This window comes from Nocardiopsis flavescens, assembly GCF_900141985.1.
Lineage (GTDB): Bacteria > Actinomycetota > Actinomycetes > Streptosporangiales > Streptosporangiaceae > Nocardiopsis > Nocardiopsis flavescens.
In genome coordinates this window covers 140660-158900 of record NZ_FQZK01000003.1, presented here as the reverse complement: position 1 = coordinate 158900, position 18241 = coordinate 140660, and the positions used below count along the sequence as shown (strand labels likewise).

Sequence of the window (18241 nt, the reverse complement as noted above, 5' to 3'; positions counted from 1 at the left end):
TTTGTACGTACGTACATATTGACGCCGGATTTTGACGTACGTACGATCATGGCATGACGACGACACACCACCCTCCCGGAGCCGCGCGCGCCTGGGCCGGACTGGTCTTCCTGCTCATCCCGGCCCTGCTCGTGTCCATGGACCTGTCGATCCTGTTCGTGGCCGCGCCCGCCATCACCGAGGACCTCGCCCCCACCGCCACCCAGTGGCTGTGGATGATGGACGTCTACGGCTTCGTCCTCGCCGGGCTCCTGGTCACCATGGGCGGACTCGGCGACCGGATCGGCCGCCGCAGGCTCCTGCTGACCGGGGCCGCGCTCTTCGGCGCCGCCTCCGCCCTGCTCGCCCTGGCGCCCGACGCCGCCTGGTTCATCGCGGGCCGCGTCCTGCTCGGCGTCGCCGGGGCGACCCTCGCCCCCTCCACGCTCTCCCTCATCCGGGCGATGTTCGACGACCCCCGCCGGCGGGCCGCCGCGGTCGGCGCCTGGACGGTCGCCTTCACCGGGGGCAGTGTCCTGGGCCCCATCCTGGGCGGGGCGCTGCTGGAGTTCCTCCCCTGGAACTCCGTGTTCCTGATCAACCTGCCGTTCATGGCGCTGCTGCTGGTCGGCGCACCGTTCCTGGTCCCCGAGTCCCGTGATCCCCGTCCCGGCGGGTTCGACCTCCTCGGCGCGGCCCTCTCGCTGGTCGCCGTGCTGGGCCTGGTGAACGCGGTCAAGCGGTTCGCCGAGTACGGCGCCGACCCCTGGGCCGGGATCTGCCTGCTCGCCGGGGCGCTCTTCCTGACGGTGTTCGTGGTCCGCCAGCGCCGCACCGCCCACCCGCTGATCGACGTGGGCCTGTTCGCGCGGCCGGCCTTCGCCGCGGCCGTGGGCGGCAACACGGCGGTTTCGTTCGCCGCGGCCGGGCTGGGCCTGCTCACCTTCACGTTCCTCCAGGCGGTGCACGGCCTGAGCCCGCTGGAGGCCGCCCTGTACTCCCTGCCCGCCTTCGCCGGCACCCTGGCCGGGGCGACCCTGGCCGGGATGACCGCCCACCGGGCGCGCCCCGGCCTGCTGATGGCGGGCGGGCTGGCCGTGGGCGCGGCCGGGTTCGGGATCGTGGCGACCCTGGAGCCCGACACCCGCCTCGCCGTGCTCATCGGCGCCTACACCCTGCTCACCTTCGGCATCGGTGTGGTCGCCACGGCGGCCAACACCCTGGTGCTGGCCACGGCCCCGCCCGAGCGCGCGGGGGCCGCAGCGGGGATCTCCGAGACCAGCACCGAGTTCGGAGCCGCCCTGGGCATCGCGCTCCTGGGCACCGCTGCCGCCACCGTGTACCGGGAGGCCATGGAGCGGGAGGGGGTGGCCGGACCGGCCGCCGAGACCGTCGCCGGGGCCCTGGCCGAAGCTCCCGGGGCGGCCGACCCCGCGGCCCTGCTGGACGCAGCCTTCGCCGCCCAGACCGCCGGGTTCACCACGGCGGCCCTCGCCGGGGCCGCCGTCATGGCCGCGATGGCGGTGGCGGTCGCCGTCTCCCTGCGCCGCCTGCCCCCGGGGACCGGGGAGCCGGCCCTCGGGGAACGGGCTCAGGAGAGCGTGTAACCGGGGAACGCCGCGCACTCCCCGACCGGGCGCGCCTCCAGGTAGCCCAGGTCGAGGAGCTCGTTCACACGGGCGTACTCGTCCGCGACCGGCTCGGGCAGGCCCCCGGCCGGGACCAGCACCTGCTCGCCGCCGCCCGGCTGCTCGAAGTGCGGGGCGATCGGTCCGGTCAGCGCGGGCAGCTCCTCCGTCACCTCGAAACAGGTGTAGTTGTTCTCCGGCCCGTCCGGCCACGTGTTCAGCGAGTCCGGCGGCAGGGCCCGCTGCGTGTACGGGGCGCCGGCGGGGGCCAGGAACGTGCCCCAGGGGGATCCGAAGCGGTCCAGCATCCACCCCTCGGGGAGGACGGTGGTCTCGGTGACCGGCTCTCCGTCCACGACTTCGAAGCCCATGTGGTCGGGGTACTCCCAGCCCTGCGGCCCCCACCAGCGGTCGAGGAAACCGGCCGGGGTCAGCCCGCCCAGCCGGTCGTAGCCCTCCAGCAGCCCCGCCACCGGCCCCTGTCCGGGAAGCTCCGCCGGGCCCAGCCGCGGGTCGCCGCACAGGTACCGCTCCAGGTCCTCGGCGGTGGGCGGCGGGGTGAGCGCCGGGCAGTCGGCCGGGGCCGCGGCGGGGGCGGGCAGGGGGTCGGCGTGGGCGGGGGCGGCCACCGCCAGCAGGGCCAGGGCCGCGGCCCCCGCGGCCGTACGGAACTTCACCGGTCGGACTCCGTTCGTCACCGACACACGGCACCGCTGCCGCGTGTCGCCGAATAGATACGGAAAGTAGTCAAGCACGGCCGGGCGGTGCCCGGGGCGGCCGGGGAACGCCGACACCCGGAAAGACCGGTGGCCGGGACCCTGAGGGGTCCCGGCCACCGGTACGGGCGGGGCCCTACTGGCGGCCCAGCGCCCGGTAGGTCCAGCCGGAGGCCCGCCAGAAGGTAGGGTCCAGGGCGTTGCGCCCGTCCACGATCCGCCTGCGCGCCACCAGGCCGCCCAGCTCCTCCGGGTCGGCCTCGCGGAACTCCGCCCACTCGGTGAGCAGCAGCACCACGTCGGCGTCGGCGACGGCGCCGCGCATGGAGTCGGCGTAGTTCAGCTCCGGGTGCGCCTCGCGGGCCCGCTCCAGCGCCGCCGGGTCGTACACCGTCACCTGCGCGCCCAGCGAGGCGATCGTGGCGGCCACGTCCAGCGCCGGGGAGTCGCGGATGTCGTCGGAGTTGGGCTTGAACGCCGCGCCCAGCACCGCCACCCGGCTGCCCGCGAACCCGCCGCCGATCAGCTGGCGGGCGATGTCGATGGTGCGCGCCCGGCGCCGCTGGTTGATGGCGTCCACCTCGCGCAGGAACGACAGCGCGGGCTCCACGCCCAGCTCGTCGGCGCGGGCCATGAACGCCCGGATGTCCTTGGGCAGGCAGCCGCCGCCGAAGCCCAGGCCCGGCCCCAGGAACTTGCCGCCGATGCGGTCGTCGAAGGACAGCGCCTCGGCCAGCTGGATGACGTCCGCGCCGGCCACCTCCGACACCTCCGCCATCGCGTTGATGAAGGAGATCTTCGTGGCCAGGAAGGCGTTGGCCGCCACCTTGACCAGCTCGGCGGTCTGCAGGTCCGTCACCAGGAACGGGATGCCCTCGTCGACCTGCCGGTGCCACAGGGCGCGCACGGCCTTCTCGACCCGGGGGGAGTCGGTGCCCAGCACGATCCGGTTGGGGCGCAGGGTGTCCTCCACCCCGAAGCCCTCGCGCAGGAACTCCGGGCTCCAGCCCAGCTCCGCCTCCGCGCCGGCGGGCGCCAGCGCCGCCAGCCGGGCGGCCAGGGTCGCCGCCGTGCCCACCGGCACGGTCGAGCGGCCCACCACCACGGAGGGGCGCGTCAGGTGCGGGGCCAGCCGGTCCACCGCGGAGTTCACGTAGCTCAGGTCGGCGGCACCCGACTCGTCCTTCTGCGGAGTGCCCACGCAGATCAGGTGCAGGTCCGCGAATTCGGCGGCCTCGGCGAACGAGGTCGTGAAACGCAGCCTCCCCGACTCCAGGCCCGAGGCCACCAGCGGGGCCAGCCCGGGCTCGAAGAAGGGCACCCGACCGGAGCGGAGCATCTCGATCTTGGCCTCGTCGACGTCCAGGCCCAGCACCTCGAACCCCAGTTCGGCCAGACAGGCCGCAGTGGTGGCGCCCAGGTAACCGGTACCGATGACGGAGACGCGCATACGGTCCGCTTCGACCACTGGTTGAGTCCTTCCTCGCTTTCGTCCGCGCCCGTATCCCATGGTTGTTCCCGCTCAGGGCGGTGAGCACCCGGGGGGAGGGCGGAAAGGCGGACATGAATCGGCGCCGGGGGAGACCCGCACGCGGAGCATCACCTTACGCTTCGAGACGTGGCGCACACCCGAACAGGGCGTGAACACATCAGGCGCTCAGGTTACCGGTGTGCGCCCCGTAGGGGACACGGCCCCCCGAAGCCCCTCAATCCCGGCGCCGGGCCTCCCGGCCCAGCGGTGTCCACCCGTCCTCGCCCCGGGAGAACGGGGTGGTGGTCTTGTCCGGATCGTCCTGCCGCGGGTCCCAGACCTCGGTGGCGGGACCGCGGCCGGGGGCCTCGGGCACCGTGTCGCCGACGGGCCCGTCCGGCCCCCCGTCCGACCGGTCGACCCGCTCCCAGGGCGCGGCCACCATGGCGGGCCCGGTCGGCGCGGGGGAGCGCCAGCGGCCCGGCACGGCCGCGGAGAACACCAGCAGCGCGCCCAGGGGCAGCGCCACGGACACCCCCGGGCCGCCCGGGAACACGAAGCTCTCCGGGTTCAGCCAGGACAGCGCCGTGGACAGCGACGCCGGGTGGACCGCGGGCCACAGCGCCAGCGCGGCCAGCGGCAGCCCCGCCGCCCCCGCGGTCAGCGGGGAGATCCGGGCCGCCGCCAGGTACGCGCAGGCGAACCCGACGAGGACCAGCAGCACCGCGGCGGAGACCGGGGCCACCTCCGCACCGCCCTCCAGGAGCCCGGGGAGCTCGCCCGCCGACCAGGACACGGCGATCCACAGCACGGGGGCGAGGGCGATGCCGACCAGCAGGCCGAGCAGGTGGCGCAGCACGGGAACACCTTCCTTCGCGGGGGTCACCCGCAGATGTTGTCCCGGGCGGTCGAGGTGGACAGCGGGGAGTCCCCGGCCGAGGGAGACTCCTCCGGCGCGGGGGCCTCGACCTCCGGGGCGTCGAACGTCGTGTAGTTGAAGCCGATCACGATCTGGATCTCGCCGTCCAGGGTGGTGTCCTCCACCGTCTCGGCACCCGGCACGAGACCGGCCGTGTACTCGGCCGCCGCGGCGTCGGCGGCGCCGTGCCTGACCTGGGTGACGGCCACGTCCCGGCTGCTCCAGTCGGTGGCCGCGCCGGACACCTGGAACCCGGCTCCGGACAGGGCGCCGTCCAGGGTCGCGCCCAGCCCCGGGGTGCCGGTCCCGTTGAACACCCGCACCCGGATGTCGGCGGGGGCGGGCTCCTTCTCCTCCTCGGGCGAGGGGGCGGCGGAGGGCTCGGTGATCGGCCGGTCGGCGTTGATGTCGGCGAACAGGTCGCGCGCGGCGGGCTCGTCCCACAGCAGGGCGACGTCGCCGCGCGGGGTCCAGAAGTCCATGTCGGCTATGGGCACCTGGGTGAAGGCCACCGAGCCCATGTCCAGGTCGCGCATCTGGTAGGCGAGCTGGTTGATGGTGGAGGTGTCCAGCCCCTCGTCGACGGTCACCGACGACAGGGCGCTGTCCAGGAAGGCGGTGAGCTTGCCGGGGTCGGACAGGGTCTCGCTGCTGAGCGCCTGGTCCAGCATGGCCGACAGTACCTGCTGCTGGCGGTCGATGCGGTCCAGGTCGCCGCGCGGGGTGGCCCGGGTGCGGGCGAAGGCCAGCGCCTCGGTGCCGTCCACCCGGTGGGTGCCCGCCTCCATGTCCAGGTGGGCCTTGGGGTCGGTGATCGCCTCGGGCAGGCACACCTCGATGCCGCCGAGCGCGTCGACCACGCCGACGAAGCCGGAGAAGTCGACCTCCACGTAGTGGTCGATGCGCACGTCGGTGACCGATTCCACGGTGCGCACCGCCATCTGCGGGCCGCCGTAGGCGTACGCCGCGTTGATCTTGTCCTCGCCCTCGCCGGGGATGTCCACCCACAGGTCGCGGGGCAGGCCCACCACGGTGACCCGGTCGCGCTCGTGGTTGAGGCGCACCAGCATCATCGAGTCGGAGCGCTGGCCGGGAGTGGAGCCCACGCTCAGTGCGCTACGGTCCTCCTCGGCCAGTGCCTCGCGGCTGTCGGAGCCGATGACCAGGAACGTCAGCCCGCCGGTCTCCTCCGGGCGGTCGCCCTCGGCGAGGTCGCCGAAGACGTCGAAGCGGTTGAGGGCGCCTGACATCCACCCGGTGATCGCCCAGGAGGTGCCCGAGGCCAGCAGGACCAGGACGGACAGGACGCCCATCACGACCAGGCCCGCACGGCGGCGGCGGACGGTGCCGGAGGGCACGGTGATGCGGCCGGACCGGGGGGAGCGCCGACCCTCGGGCGGGACCGGCTTGGACCGCTCGCGCCGGAACTCGCCGCCGCCCGGTCGATCCCGTCCCCCGTTGTCGTCGTTCATCGGTGTCCCCGTCCCACCCCGGTCAACGGTGTCCTCAACTCTTAGGTTGTCACCCGATCCCCCGCATCGTGTGAGATGTCGATCCTCGGCGTGTTGTTCTCGGCTTGCTCTCACCTGAGAGCCGAGAGAGGAAAGGGGCGAGTGCTCCACGGCGGGCCCGAAGCCCTGCCCTGTGGTAATTTGTCGCGCATCTCACCGGTACCCGGCAGCCGTGGCAACGGCGCCCGGATCCCGCCACCGGTTCCCTTCCCAGGCATGGACGCCTTCATGTCCGCCTGCCCTCATGTTCCGGAGAATCCGATGTCGTACCCCTCCGCCGTCTCCCCCAAGAACTGGCTCGTCACCGTCCTGCTCTCCTTCTTCCTGGGAGGGTTCGGCGTCCACCGCTTCTACGTCGGCAAGGTCGGCACGGGCATCCTGATGCTCCTCACCTGCGGCGGCGTGGGCGTGTGGGCCCTCATCGACTTCATCATGGTCCTCGTCGGCGCCTTCAAGGACTCCGACGGCCTCCCGGTCAAGAACCAGGGCTGACCCCTCCGGCCGTGCCCGCAGACCGAGCGGGCCGACGGGCGCGGCCCCCGTATCCGTTGCAGTACCGTGGACGCGCGCGAGCGTTGATGCCCCGTACATCCGCTTCGCCGTCCGACACCTCTCGAACTGGGGAAGTGCCCGTGTCCTGGCCGCCGGTCTCCGTCGTCATGCCCGTCCTCAACGAAGAGCGCCACCTCGCCGCCGCGGTGGAGCACGTCCTCGCCCAGGAGTACCCGGGCGAACTGGAGGTCGTGCTGGGCGTGGGACCGTCCGCGGACCGCACCCGCGAGGTCGCCGACGGCCTCGCCGCGGCGGACCCCCGGGTCAAGGTGGTGGACAACCCCACCGGCCGGACCCCCTCGGGCCTGAACGCCGCCATCGGCGCCTCCTCCCACGACATCGTCGCCCGCATCGACGGACACGCGATGATGCCCTCCGACTACCTGCGCGTCGCCGTGGAGACCCTGGAGGAGACCGGGGCCGACAACGTCGGCGGCATCATGGCCGCAGAGGGCACCACCCCCTGGGAGAAGGCGGTCGCCGCCGCCATGACCTCCAAGGTCGGCGTGGGCAACGCCCGCTTCCACACCGGGGGCGAGGGCGGCCCGGCCGACACCGTCTACCTGGGCGTCTTCCGGCGCTCGGCGCTGGAGCGCGTGGGCGGCTACGACGAGGCCTTCCTGCGCGCCCAGGACTGGGAGATGAACCACCGCATCCGCGAGAGCGGCGGCACCGTGTGGTTCCAGCCGCGCATGCGCGTCTCCTACCGCCCCCGGCGCAACGTGAAGCTCCTGGCCAAGCAGTACTTCCACTACGGCCGCTGGCGGCGCGTGGTCGCCCGCCAGCACAGGGGCACCATCAACCTGCGCTACCTCGCCCCGCCGGTCGCCCTGGCCGGCGTGGTGCTGGGCCTGCTCGGCGGCCTCCTGTGGTGGCCGCTGTGGCTGGTGCCCGGCGCCTACCTCGCCCTGGTCGCGGCGGCCTCGCTGCCCCTGGGCCGCGGCCTGCCCGCCGCCTCCCTGCCGCTCATCCCGGTCGCCCTGGCCGCCATGCACATGTCGTGGGGCGCGGGCTTCCTCACCAGCCCGCCCGGCCTGGGGGCGGACTCGCGCACCGCGCGGGCCTCCCGGGGCGCCGAGGCCTCCTGAGGCGGGCGCCGGTCGGCCCCCGCGCCCCGGACCGGGGGCGCGCGGAGCGCCCGGCGCGGTCTCAGCCGGTGCCGCCGGGGCCCGGGCCCCGCAGCGCGGCCACCGCGCCCGGCACGTCGTCCACCACGACCGCGTCCATGCCCGCGGCCGCGAACACCGCTGCCTCCCGCGGGTCCGGGCACCAGGAGGCCACCTCCAGGCCGGCGCGGTGGGCCAGGTCCACGGTGTACTCCACCGGCCTGCGCCCGGGCAGGGGGCCGTCCGCGGTCAGCCCGAACGAGCGCACGTCGACCGCCACGATCGGGCAGCCCAGCCCGACCGCGCCCGCGACCGCCTGGTCCAGCGGGTTGCGCACGAACGGCATCCACGCGGTGGGCACCCCCGGGGCCCCCTCGTGCACGGACAGCAGCACACCGGGGTCGAACGAGCACACGAACACCCGGCGGCGTGCGGCCTCACGCCGCAGGTACGGCATCAGCAGGGACGCCGTCCGCCGCGCGGGGGCGTCCACCGCGTCCTCCATCACCGTCTTGACGTCCACGTCCAGGCCGACACCGTCGGGGACGGCGGCCAGCCCCTCCTCCAGGCCCGCCAGCCCGGCCCGCGCGCACTCGGCCGCGGTCAGGTCCACCACCGCGCGCCCGTCGTCCAGGGCGGCGTTGTGGTAGAGCACCAGCGCGTCGTCGGCGGTGCGGCGCACGTCGATCTCGACCCAGTCGGCCCCGGCCTCCACCGCCGCCGCGAACGACTCCGGCGTGTTCTCGCGCGCCCGGCCCACCACGCCGCGGCCCGCGCCGCGGTGGCCGATGACCTCGGTGGTCCCGCCGAAGACCCCGCTCACAGCGCCGCCCCGCCCGCCGCGGCGCGGTCCCGGGACCGGCGCAGCAGCGCCTCGGCCACCTCCACGTCGCCGGGGTTGGTCACCTTGATGTTCGTCTCCTCGCCGGGCACGATCCGGACCTCTTCTCCGGGCAGGTAGCGCAGCACCACCCCGCAGTCGTCGGTGGCGACCAGGCCCGGGTCCGCGGTCGCCAGGGCGTAGGCGCGGCGCACCGTGCCCAGCCGGAAGCCCTGCGGCGTCTGCATGCGGCGCAGCGAGGAGCGTGCGGGGACCTCGGCGATCGCCTCGCCCGCGGGACCCGCGGCCACGCGCACCACCGTGTCGGCGCTGGGCACCGCCACGCCCGCGGCGTTCGCGCCGGCCAGCGCGGACACGCAGGCGGAGACCGTCGCGGGGGAGACCAGTGGCCGGGCCGCGTCGTGCAGCAGCACGATGTCGTCGTCGGAGGCGGCGGACACCGCGGCCAGGGCCGCCACGGAGGTGGCGGTGCGGGTCGCGCCGCCCGCCAGGACCCGGGTCACCTTGGCGAACCCGGCGCCGGCCAGCAGCTCCGCCGCGCGCGGCACGTACCCGTCCACCACGAGCACGACGATCTCGTCCACGTCGGGGCACTCCTCGAACGCGGAGACCGCGTGCTCCAGGATCGTCCGCCCGGCCAGCGGCAGGAACTGCTTGGGGGCGCCCGCCCCCATGCGCGCCCCGACCCCTCCGGCCAGGACCGCCGCGATCACCCGCGGGCGCCCGGCGCCGTCCACCTCGTCCACCGTTCCCCTTTCCTCGTGGTCGGCTTCCCGATCGAAGGGAAACCGCGGGAGCACGCACACGGAACGGGGGGTGAAACCGCGCCGACGCTACGGTTCCGATCCCCGGTGGCGACACCCGTGGCCAGGGCGGCCGGGGTGTCGCACACGTCTCCCCGCCTCCCACGAGCCGAGGCTAGCCGACCGGCCCGCCCGGCGCGTGGTCACGGTCCGGACACGGATGCGCGGCAGCTTGGTGGGCGCGCCCCGTCCGCCGCAGCGGTAATCTATGCACGCCTGTTCTCTGTGCCCGGTCCGACCGCGACCCACCGCGGCCGTCGAGTCGGGCGCGGTCCGTGACAATCCCCCGGTCGCCCGGACACGTTCCCCCGTCTTCCCGGTCGTCGTCCGACCGGGGTCGCGGGCCGCGCGCGTCGGCCGGTGCGCGCAGGCACGAGACCCCACACCGTCCGGTGGCGCGAGCGCGGACCGGACGGCAATTCTTTCGATCCTTGGAGGTGGCGGTGGCGTCAAGGGCGCTGGCCGTCTGGGAGCACCGGAAGGTCGTCGGCCTCCTGGTCCGACGCGACCTGAAGGTCAAGTACCAGCAGTCGATTCTCGGGTATGCCTGGACGATGTTGGAGCCGCTGGCTCTGACCCTGGTCTACTTCGTCGTGTTCGGCCTGATCCTGGGAGCCGACCGCGGGATGCCCGCGGGTGCGATGGAACAGGGCGGCTTCCTCCTCTTCCTGGTGGCCGGCATCCTGCCGTGGAACACCTTCGGGGCGATCCTCAGCGAGGCCCCGCGCGCGATGATCACGCACTCCAAGCTGATCACCACGATGAAGGTGCCCCGGGAGATCTTCCCCACGGCCACGGTGGGGACCAAGCTCATCGAGTACCTGCTGACCTGGCCGATCCTGATCCTCTTCGTGATCTTCCTGGGCGGGCGCCCCTCCTGGGAGGGCGTGCTGGTCTGGCTGCCGCTCGCCATCCTGCTCCAGTTCACGATCGGCCTGGGGCTGACGCTGCTGCTGTCCTCGATCAACGTGCTGGTGCGCGACGTCGAGCGACTCGTGCGCATCGCCTCCCGCATCCTGTTCTACGGATCGGCGATCCTGTACCCGGCGGCCATGGTGATGGGCTCGGACCGGGTGCCCGAGTGGCTCAAGACCGCCTACCAGTTGAACCCGCTGCTGGGTATCTTCGAGATGCACCGCGCGGTGTGGTTCTCCGGGTTCGAGGAGCTGACCCCGGGACCGATCGCGATCATCTCGGCGGTGGTCGGTTCCGTGCTGATGCTGGTCATCGGATACTGGACGTTCCGCCGCCTGGAGATGTCCGTCCTGAAGGAGTTGTGATGGCGCAGACCGACTACGGCGCCGACCTGGCGAACGGCCCGGTCATCGAGGCGAAGGGCCTCGGGGTCAGGTTCGCGGTCAACCGCCGTCGCAAGCGCAGCCTGCGCGAGATGTTCATCCACGGCACCAAGCGCGACCCCAACGCCGAGGGCGACGAGTTCTGGCCGCTGCGCGACGTGTCCTTCGAGGTCGCCCGCGGCGACTGCGTGGGCATCGTCGGCAAGAACGGCACGGGCAAGTCGACCCTGCTCAAGATGATCGCGGGGGTGCTCATCCCCGACGAGGGCGACGTGCAGGTCCGCGGCAAGGTCGCGCCGCTGCTGGAGCTGCGGGCCGGCTTCAACGACAACCTCACCGGCCGCGAGAACGTGTACCTGGTGGGCTCCCTGCACGGGATGTCCGAGAAGCAGATCGACGAGCGCTTCGAGGAGATCATCGACTTCGCCGAGATCAAGCCGAAGTTCGTGGACACCCCGGTGCGCCACTACTCCAGCGGTATGAAGGTGCGGCTGGGCTTCGCCCTGATCTCCCAGCTGGAGCACCCGATCATGCTGGTCGACGAGGTGCTGGCGGTCGGCGACAAGGCCTTCAAGCGCAAGTGCTACGAGGCCATCGAGCGCATGCTGGCCAACCACCGGACCATGGTGCTGGTCTCGCACAACGAGAGCGACCTGCGCCGGTTCTGCAACCGCGGCCTGTACATCAAGGGCGGGTCCCTGGCGATGGACACCGACATCGAGGCCGCGCTGGCGGCCTACAACGAGGACACCAAGGCCGAGATCGCCAAGCGCAAGAAGGCCGAGGAGGCCAAGAAGAAGCGGGCCGAGGAGGCCGAGCGCAAGCGCGCCGAGGAGGCCGGGGAGAAGCCCGGGGAGGGCAAGGACGGCGGCCAGGCCGCCTGAGGCCGCCCCGCACCCGCACCCCCGCCCGCGGGGGAGGGCCTTGCGCGCGCTCGAAGCGCCGTGCGCATCGCCGGATGATTCCGGCGGTGCGCACTTTGGTATCTGACCCGACCGAAATGCCGACACGCTGCCCTGAACAGGCCAAACGGACACCATTGGCGTGTCAGTGATTGATTGACCACAGAGCGTGGGCGACGGTTGCTCTCACCGAGAATCCGAGAGGGCACGTCCATGGCCAACGGCACCGTGGCGCGGTCGACCGCGCGCTTCCTCGAACACAGGCACGTCACCCGGGCGGGGATGAGCCGGATCGCCGTGATGGTCTCCGTCGGCGCCGCCGTCTGGTTCACCCGGCCCGACACGGTCGGCGGGCTCGCCGGCTCCGCACTCCTCGTCGCGGTGCTGTTCTGCGACTCCGTCCGGGACCGCATGCGCGCCGGACGCCGCGACGCCCTCACCCTGTGGCTGGTCGCGATGCTCTCCCAGCTGCGCGAGTACATCGTCTACCTGGGCCTGGCCGTGGGCGCCGTGCTGGCCGGGATCGCCGGCGCCTGGGGCTGGGCGGCCGGTGCCCTGGTGGCCCTGGCGCTGCGCGACGCCCTCCTGGTCGCCCGCGAGGCGTCGCCCGCGCCCCCGCGGCCGGCACGGCGCCGGGGCCCGGTCCCCGCGCCGCGCGGCGGTCCGCCGGCGCCCGCCGCGGCCGGGCCCGTCCCGCCCCCGGCCACCGGCGGGCACGACCGCGACACCGCGGCGGCGCCGTCCCGGCTGCGGTCCGCGCGGGCGGGGGCCCGCACCGCGCCGGGGGAGGAGCCGTGCCCCGGACCGCGGGCCGGCGGGTCCGGGCGGCCCCGTGTCCAGGCTCCCCCGGCGCTCCGCCGGGCGCCCGCGGCGGACCTGGCCCGGCGGCTGCTCGTCTTCCCCCAGCCGGTGCGCTTCCTGGCGATCGCCGTCACGGCCACCCTCTGGGACCCCAGGATCTCCTTCGTCACGCTGATCGTCGGATGCGCGGTCGCCATCACCACCGCGCTCGTCGACCCGGCCACGGCCCACGGGGGCCGGCGGTGAACCGGGCGCAGGGCGCCCCCGGACCCGCCCCGGACCTGCGCGGCCTCCGTGACGACGGCCCCCTGTGCCGCATCCTGGGGCGCCTCGCCCCCGGGGCGGCCCCGCCGCTCCCGACGGCCGCCGCGGCGGCCCTGGTCGTCCTCGTCCTCCTGGCCGCGGACCGAGGACAGCCGGCAGGTATTACCCTGTTCGCACCGGTCGCTGCCCTACTACTGTCCGGAACGGCCTCGCGCCACCCCCACGGCGGACGGTACGACCGATTCGTGCCGCCCGTCCTGCGCGCCACGGAGTACACGTACCTGACGGTCGTGGGGCTCGCGACCGGTGTACCCGGTCCCCTGGTGTTCGTACTCTTGATGACGGTCGCCTGCCACCACCGCGACGACGCCGTCCGCCCCCCGGTCGGAGTGACGAGGTCGCGGCGGGCGCGGGCGTCCGCCCTCGGCTGGGACGGCCGCATGCTCGTCGTCGCGGCGGGGAGTGCGCTGCACGTGCTCACCCCGGTCTACGGCATACTCGCCGGATACCTGGCGGTGCTGCTCGTCGCCGAGGCGGTGCGCACGTGGAGTGCCACGCCGGTGGCCGACGTAATCGCGGCCCGCACCCCCTCGGGGGAGGGCGGGCCCGGACACCCCCGGGGCGGGTACGGCCAGGAAGGCGACCCTGCACCGGTCGCCGGAACGAACGGGGAGGCCTGAACCTCCCCACTAAGGAGGAACACGCCCGCATGCTCGGAATGGTTCTCGCCGCAGGCGCGGGGCGGCGTCTGCGCCCCTACACCGACACCCTGCCCAAGGCCCTGGTGCCCGTCGACGGTGAGACGACCATCATGGACATCTCGCTGCGCAACCTGGCCGCGGCCGGGCTCACCGACGTGGTCGTCGTCGTGGGCTACCGCGCGGAGGCCGTCGAGACCCGCAAGGAGGCGCTGGAGGAGCGCCACGGCGTGAAGCTCACCCTCAGCCACAACGACAAGGCCGAGGAGTGGAACAACGCCTACTCCCTCTGGACCGCGCGCGAATTCTTCTCCGAGGGCGTCCTCCTCGTGAACGGCGACACCGTCCACCCGGTGAGTGTCGAGGAAACGCTACTCGCCGCCAGGGGGCCGGAGCTCCTCCTCGCGGTGGACAGCGTGAAAAGCCTCGCCGACGAGGAGATGAAGGTGACCCTCGACGAGGACGGCCACCTCGCCACCATCACCAAGCTCATGGACCCCGCCACCGCCGCGGGCGAGTACATCGGCGCGACGCTGATCGAGGGCTCCCTGGACGCCCGCCTCGCCGACGCCCTCAAGGCCACCTGGGAGCGCGACCCGCAGCTCTACTACGAGGACGGCTACCAGGAGCTCGTCCGCCGCGGCGAGAAGGTCTCCGTCGCCCCCATCGGCACGGTCGACTGGGTCGAGGTCGACAACCACGACGACCTGGCCAAGGCTCGGGAGATCGCGTGCCTCTACTAGCCCGCATGCTCCCCTCCCCGGTGGCGATCGACGTCCGGCGCGGGGCCATCGCCTCGCTCGGCTCGGTGCTCGCCGACCGGCGCATCGCCACGGAGGGCCGCATCGCCGTCGCGGTCGGCCCCGGCCAGGGCGAGCAGATCGCCGCCGACCTCGACCTCCCGCACTGCGAGGTGTTCCGGGTCGAGGAGGGCACCGTCGACGCCGCCAACGAGCTGGGCCGCAAGCTCCGCTCGGGGGCCTACGAGGCGGTCGCCGGCATCGGCGGCGGCAAGACCATCGACGTCACCAAGTTCGCCGCCACCATGGCGGGCATCCCCATGGTCGCCGTCGCCACCAACCTGGCCCACGACGGCATCGCCTCCCCGGTCAGCTCCCTGGAGCACGAGGGCGGCAAGCCCTCCATCGGGGTCACCATGCCCATCGCGGTGGTCATCGACGTGGACTACGTCCGCGCCGCCCCCTCCCGCCTGGTCCGCTCGGGCATCGGCGACGTGGTCAGCAACATCTCCGCCATCGAGGACTGGGAACTGGCCGGCCGGGTCAACGGCGAACCGGTCGACGGCATGGCCGTCACCTTCGCCCGGGTCGCGGCCGAGGCGGTCCTGCACCGGCCCGACTCGATCGACTCCGAGGCGTTCCTGACGGTCCTGGCCGAGGGCCTCGTCCTGTCCGGGATGGCCATGTCGGTGGCCGGGTCCAGCCGGCCCGCCAGCGGCGCCTGCCACGAGATCCTGCACGCCGTCACCCAGCTCGAACCCGGCAGTGGCAACCACGGCGAGCTCGCCGGGCTGGGCGCGCTGTACGCGTCCTTCCTGCGGGTCCGCCACCTGGGCTGGTCCGAGTCGCGCATGGGCGAGATCCGGGACTGCCTGCTGCGCCACGGCCTCCCCGTGGTCCCCTCCGACGCCGGCCTCGACGACGAGGCGTTCGCGCGTGCCGTGGTGCACGCCCCGGAGACCCGGCCGGGCCGGTTCACCATCCTGGAGCACCTCGGCCTGTCCGAGAACGAGATCGGACGGAGCGTCGCCGACTATGTCAAGACCGTCGGTCGCTGAGGTCCGCGCGGGCGGCCAGCCCGCGGGGATCAAGGAGCGCACCAACGAGGAGCACTGGGCGGGCCGCCTCTACATGAGGGACGTCTCGCCCTACGTCAGCACGCTCTTCGTCCGGCTCGGCGTGCCGCCGAACCCCATCACCTACCTGATGATGGCGTTCGGCGTGCTCTCCGGCGTGGTCGTCGCGTTCGGCGGACCGCTGCCCGCGGTCGCGGCGGCGCTGATGATCCAGGTGTACCTGCTGCTGGACTGCTCCGACGGCGAGGTCGCCCGGTACACCGGACGCACCAGCGTCACCGGGATCTACCTGGACCGGATCGGGCACTACGTGTCCGAGATCGCCCTCCTCATCGGCCTGGGCGTGCGCGCCCAGGGCGCGTGGGAGCCGGGCGGCTGGGTGATCCTGGGCATGGTCGGCGCGATCGGCGTGGCCCTCATCAAGGCCGAGACCGACAACGTCGTGGTCGCCCGCGCCAAGGCGGGGCTGCCCGAGAAGGTGACCGACGAGGCGATGCGCCCCCGCTCGTCCGGGCTGAGCCTGGCCCGGAGGCTGGCGTCCGCCCTCAAGGTGCACCGGCTGATCCAGGCCGTCGAGCTGTCCCTGATCATCGTGGTCGCCGCCGTGGCCGACCTCTTCCTGGGCGACCTGCTCGCCACACGGGTCCTCGTCGCGGCCTGCGCCGCGGTCGCGGTCCTCATGAGCGCCGCGCACTTCGTGAGCGTCGTGGCCTCGCGCCGCCTCGAATGACACGGAGATGACGTTCGCGTCACATCGGGGGCCGCGGACTTTACCCCGTTCGCGGCCCCTGACACCGGGCTTTTATGCTTTCGTTAGCCTGTTCCTGCGAATGTCGGTCTTCGTCAACCTGCAAGAAGCCTCTCGTCCACTGATACGGTCCCCAACATGACCACACCCGTGATCCCGCCCCGGCCCGAGGGCACCGCGGCGGAGGTCTCCCCAGGGCCAAGAGCCGAACGGAGCCGTCCCCAGGTGTCCGGTGCCAGCAAGCCCACCCTCTCCTGCGTTCTGCTCACCATGGGCAACCGCCCCGCCGAGCTGCGCCGCGCCATCACCAGCGTGTTCGAGCAGGAGGGCGCCGACGTCGAGATCGTCGTCGTGGGCAACGGCGCCGACCTGCCCGAGCTGCCCGAGGGCGTGGCCACCGTCCGCCTGCCGGAGAACGTGGGCATCCCCGAGGGCCGCAACCACGGGGTGCGCGCCACCAGCGGGGACGTGGTCCTCTTCCTGGACGACGACGGGTGGTACCGCTCCACCGACCTGGCGCGCCACGTGCGCGAGCGCTTCGCCGAGGAGCCGTCCCTGGGCGCGCTGTCCTTCCGCATCGCCGACCCGGACGGCGGCCCGGACCAGCGGCGGCACGTGCCGCGGCTGCGGGTGGGGGACTCCCGCCGCTCCAGTGTGGTCACCACCTTCCTGGGCGGCGCGTGCGCGATCCGCCGCACCGCGTTCGAGGCGGGCGGCGGCCTGCCGGGCGACTTCTTCTACGCCCACGAGGAGACCGACCTCGCCTGGCGGATCATGGACGCCGGGTACACCATCGAGTACGACGCCGACGCGGTCATGTACCACCCGGCGGTCGCCCCGACCCGGCACGAGAACTTCTACCGGCTCAACGCCCGCAACCGGGTCTGGCTCGCCCGCCGCAACCTGCCCTGGGTGCTGGCCTTCGCCTACCTCGGCACGTGGGTGGCCATGACCCTGCTCCGCGAGCGCGACCGCGCCTCCCTGAAGTCCTGGTTCGCCGGGTTCCGCGAGGGCTGGCGCGAGGACCCCGGGCCGCGCACCCCGATCCGGTGGTCCACCGCCTGGCGCATGACCCGCGCCGGCCGGCCCCCCGTCATCTGACCCGTACACCACCCGTGGAGGGGCGCTGCGTCCGCGGACGCAGCGCCCCTCCACGCCTTCCGGAGCCTTGCTCGGGGCACCCCGGTCCGCCCTGTTCCCGCTGCGTGCCCGGCCCGTGTCCTCGTTCGGGCGTCCCGGTCCCGGGCGCCGTCCGCCCCCGTGTCCGCCGGGCCGCCCCCTGTTCCGGCCGCGGGTCCGGTCCGCCTTCTCGTCCGGCCCCCGGTCCCGGGCGTCGTCGCCCCCGGGTTCGCCGGTCCGCCGCCCTGTTCCGGCCGCGGGTCCGGTCCGTTTCCCTGCCCGGGTGCCGTCGCCCCCCGTGTCCGCCGCGCCCCGCCCCGGGCCCGCAGGCCCGGTGCACCCGCGGGGGCCGGCCTGTCCGGGCCCGCCCCGCCGGGCGGCTCCGCGCCCCGTCGAACCCGTCGAAGAGCCACGAACCAAGCGGACCGGGGCCCTTCGGGCGCAAAACCGACACAAAGACAATTGTTGTCGCTTGACAATAGTTGAGCTTGTGGGCATTGTATGGATCGGGACGCGGCCCCGGCCGCGGTGCTCCCCGGTGGCGCGGGGGAGCGGAGTCCTTCCCTTCGGTCCCGCCGGCCGGCCCCGTGTCAGGCGGTCCGGACGTCGGGTCGCCCGGAGTCCTCGGACTCCCGGTCGGAACGGTGCGCCGCCTCGCGGAAGGACATGAGCCCTTCCATGAGCATCGCCCGCTTTCGCGGGGGCATGCGGGCGATCACCGCCTGGAACTCCGCCTCCCTGCGGGACCGCAGATCCCGGAGGAAGGCACGCCCGCTCTCGCTCAGCCACAGGCGCAGTTCCCGGCGGCTGCTCGGGCTCGCCGTCCTCTTCACGAAGCCCACCGCCTCCAGGCGGTCGCACAGTCTGCTCACGGACGGAGGGGTGGAACCCAGGCGCTCGGTCAAGGTACGCAGGTTGACACCGTCCTCGCCGTCCAGAACGAAGAGGACCTTGAGCTGTGACGCGGACACGGGCGAGGAGTCCACTTCGCGGCCCCGTCCCCAGAGGACTTCCATCAGTTCGGCGGCGGCCGAGGCCGCAGCGGCGGTCTCCACCGCGTCTTCCCCCT

18 protein-coding genes are annotated in these 18241 nt (G+C 73.5%); 11 read left to right on the top strand and 7 right to left on the bottom strand.

All coding sequences use genetic code 11. From position 1 onward, the window contains the following. Window positions 1–53 precede the first annotated feature (53 nt). On the top strand, window positions 54–1586 hold the full coding sequence (locus tag BUE45_RS07380) for an MFS transporter (RefSeq protein ID WP_073376783.1): 1533 nt from the start codon (window positions 54–56) through the stop codon (window positions 1584–1586). Here the strand turns inward: BUE45_RS07380 and BUE45_RS07375 are convergent. The 4 genes from BUE45_RS07375 to BUE45_RS07360 all read right to left on the bottom strand — a co-directional run bounded on the left by BUE45_RS07375 (window position 1571) and on the right by BUE45_RS07360 (window position 6185). Beyond that, the gene (locus BUE45_RS07375) at window positions 1571–2284 is read right to left on the bottom strand and encodes a TNT domain-containing protein (RefSeq protein WP_073376781.1); all 714 of its coding nucleotides are present in this window, start codon (window positions 2282–2284) and stop codon (window positions 1571–1573) included. The genes BUE45_RS07380 and BUE45_RS07375 overlap by 16 nt on opposite strands. 175 nt (window positions 2285–2459) lie before the next feature. Then, window positions 2460–3791 carry a UDP-glucose dehydrogenase family protein gene (locus tag BUE45_RS07370; RefSeq protein WP_073376779.1) on the bottom strand — a complete coding sequence of 444 codons (1332 nt, stop codon included), beginning with the start codon at window positions 3789–3791 and terminating at the stop codon, window positions 2460–2462. 238 nt (window positions 3792–4029) lie between these two features. Further along, entirely contained in the window at window positions 4030–4653 is a 624-nt protein-coding gene (locus tag BUE45_RS07365) for a hypothetical protein (protein WP_073376777.1), read from the bottom strand. 23 nt (window positions 4654–4676) lie between these two features. Further along, entirely contained in the window at window positions 4677–6185 is a 1509-nt protein-coding gene (locus BUE45_RS07360) for an LCP family protein (RefSeq protein ID WP_073376775.1), read from the bottom strand. A 300-nt stretch (window positions 6186–6485) separates the two neighbouring features. Between BUE45_RS07360 and BUE45_RS07355 the strand changes: the two genes are divergently transcribed. Both BUE45_RS07355 and BUE45_RS07350 read left to right on the top strand, forming a co-directional pair. Further along, entirely contained in the window at window positions 6486–6716 is a 231-nt protein-coding gene (locus tag BUE45_RS07355; protein ID WP_073376773.1) for a TM2 domain-containing protein, read from the top strand. Window positions 6717–6856: 140 nt separating this feature from the next. Further along, on the top strand, window positions 6857–7864 hold the full coding sequence (locus BUE45_RS07350) for a glycosyltransferase family 2 protein (protein WP_073376771.1): 1008 nt from the start codon (window positions 6857–6859) through the stop codon (window positions 7862–7864). Window positions 7865–7925: 61 nt separating this feature from the next. On the opposite strand, the gene BUE45_RS07345 is transcribed toward BUE45_RS07350, so the two are convergent. Together BUE45_RS07345 and ispD are read right to left on the bottom strand one after the other, a co-directional pair. After that, window positions 7926–8705 carry a glycerophosphodiester phosphodiesterase gene (locus BUE45_RS07345; protein ID WP_073376769.1) on the bottom strand — a complete coding sequence of 260 codons (780 nt, stop codon included), beginning with the start codon at window positions 8703–8705 and terminating at the stop codon, window positions 7926–7928. Further along, window positions 8702–9469 (bottom strand): 2-C-methyl-D-erythritol 4-phosphate cytidylyltransferase, encoded by a 768-nt coding sequence (ispD, locus tag BUE45_RS07340; protein ID WP_281256327.1) that lies wholly within the window; start codon window positions 9467–9469, stop codon window positions 8702–8704. The genes BUE45_RS07345 and ispD overlap by 4 nt, the downstream gene beginning before the upstream one ends. A gap of 488 nt (window positions 9470–9957) precedes the next feature. On the opposite strand from ispD, the gene BUE45_RS07335 reads away from it, so the two are divergent. From BUE45_RS07335 to BUE45_RS07300, 8 genes are all read left to right on the top strand, one after another. Continuing rightward, window positions 9958–10806, top strand: coding sequence for an ABC transporter permease (locus BUE45_RS07335; protein WP_073376767.1), 849 nt, complete (start codon window positions 9958–9960; stop codon window positions 10804–10806). Beyond that, a complete protein-coding gene (locus BUE45_RS07330; protein ID WP_073376765.1) occupies window positions 10806–11708 on the top strand; it encodes an ABC transporter ATP-binding protein in 903 nt (300 codons plus the stop codon). Before BUE45_RS07335 ends, BUE45_RS07330 begins: the two co-directional genes overlap by 1 nt. Before the next feature lie 231 nt (window positions 11709–11939). Then, window positions 11940–12773, top strand: coding sequence for a hypothetical protein (locus BUE45_RS07325; RefSeq protein ID WP_073376763.1), 834 nt, complete (start codon window positions 11940–11942; stop codon window positions 12771–12773). After that, window positions 12770–13471 (top strand): DUF5941 domain-containing protein, encoded by a 702-nt coding sequence (locus BUE45_RS07320; protein ID WP_073376761.1) that lies wholly within the window; start codon window positions 12770–12772, stop codon window positions 13469–13471. The genes BUE45_RS07325 and BUE45_RS07320 overlap by 4 nt, the downstream gene beginning before the upstream one ends. 29 nt (window positions 13472–13500) lie before the next feature. Further along, window positions 13501–14232, top strand: coding sequence for a phosphocholine cytidylyltransferase family protein (locus tag BUE45_RS07315; RefSeq protein ID WP_073376759.1), 732 nt, complete (start codon window positions 13501–13503; stop codon window positions 14230–14232). A gap of 5 nt (window positions 14233–14237) precedes the next feature. Then, window positions 14238–15287: an iron-containing alcohol dehydrogenase family protein gene (locus BUE45_RS07310; RefSeq protein WP_073376757.1), complete on the top strand. Its 1050-nt coding sequence runs from the start codon at window positions 14238–14240 to the stop codon at window positions 15285–15287. Next, window positions 15265–16035, top strand: a complete 771-nt coding sequence (locus tag BUE45_RS07305) for a CDP-alcohol phosphatidyltransferase family protein (protein ID WP_073376755.1) — start codon at window positions 15265–15267, stop codon at window positions 16033–16035. Before BUE45_RS07310 ends, BUE45_RS07305 begins: the two co-directional genes overlap by 23 nt. Window positions 16036–16323: 288 nt before the next feature. Then, window positions 16324–17154, top strand: a complete 831-nt coding sequence (locus BUE45_RS07300) for a glycosyltransferase (RefSeq protein WP_178378489.1) — start codon at window positions 16324–16326, stop codon at window positions 17152–17154. 608 nt (window positions 17155–17762) lie between these two features. On the opposite strand, the gene BUE45_RS07295 is transcribed toward BUE45_RS07300, so the two are convergent. Then, complete coding sequence (locus tag BUE45_RS07295; protein WP_245832878.1) at window positions 17763–18227, bottom strand: MarR family winged helix-turn-helix transcriptional regulator; 465 nt, start codon at window positions 18225–18227, stop codon at window positions 17763–17765. Between the last annotated feature and the right edge of the window lie 14 nt (window positions 18228–18241).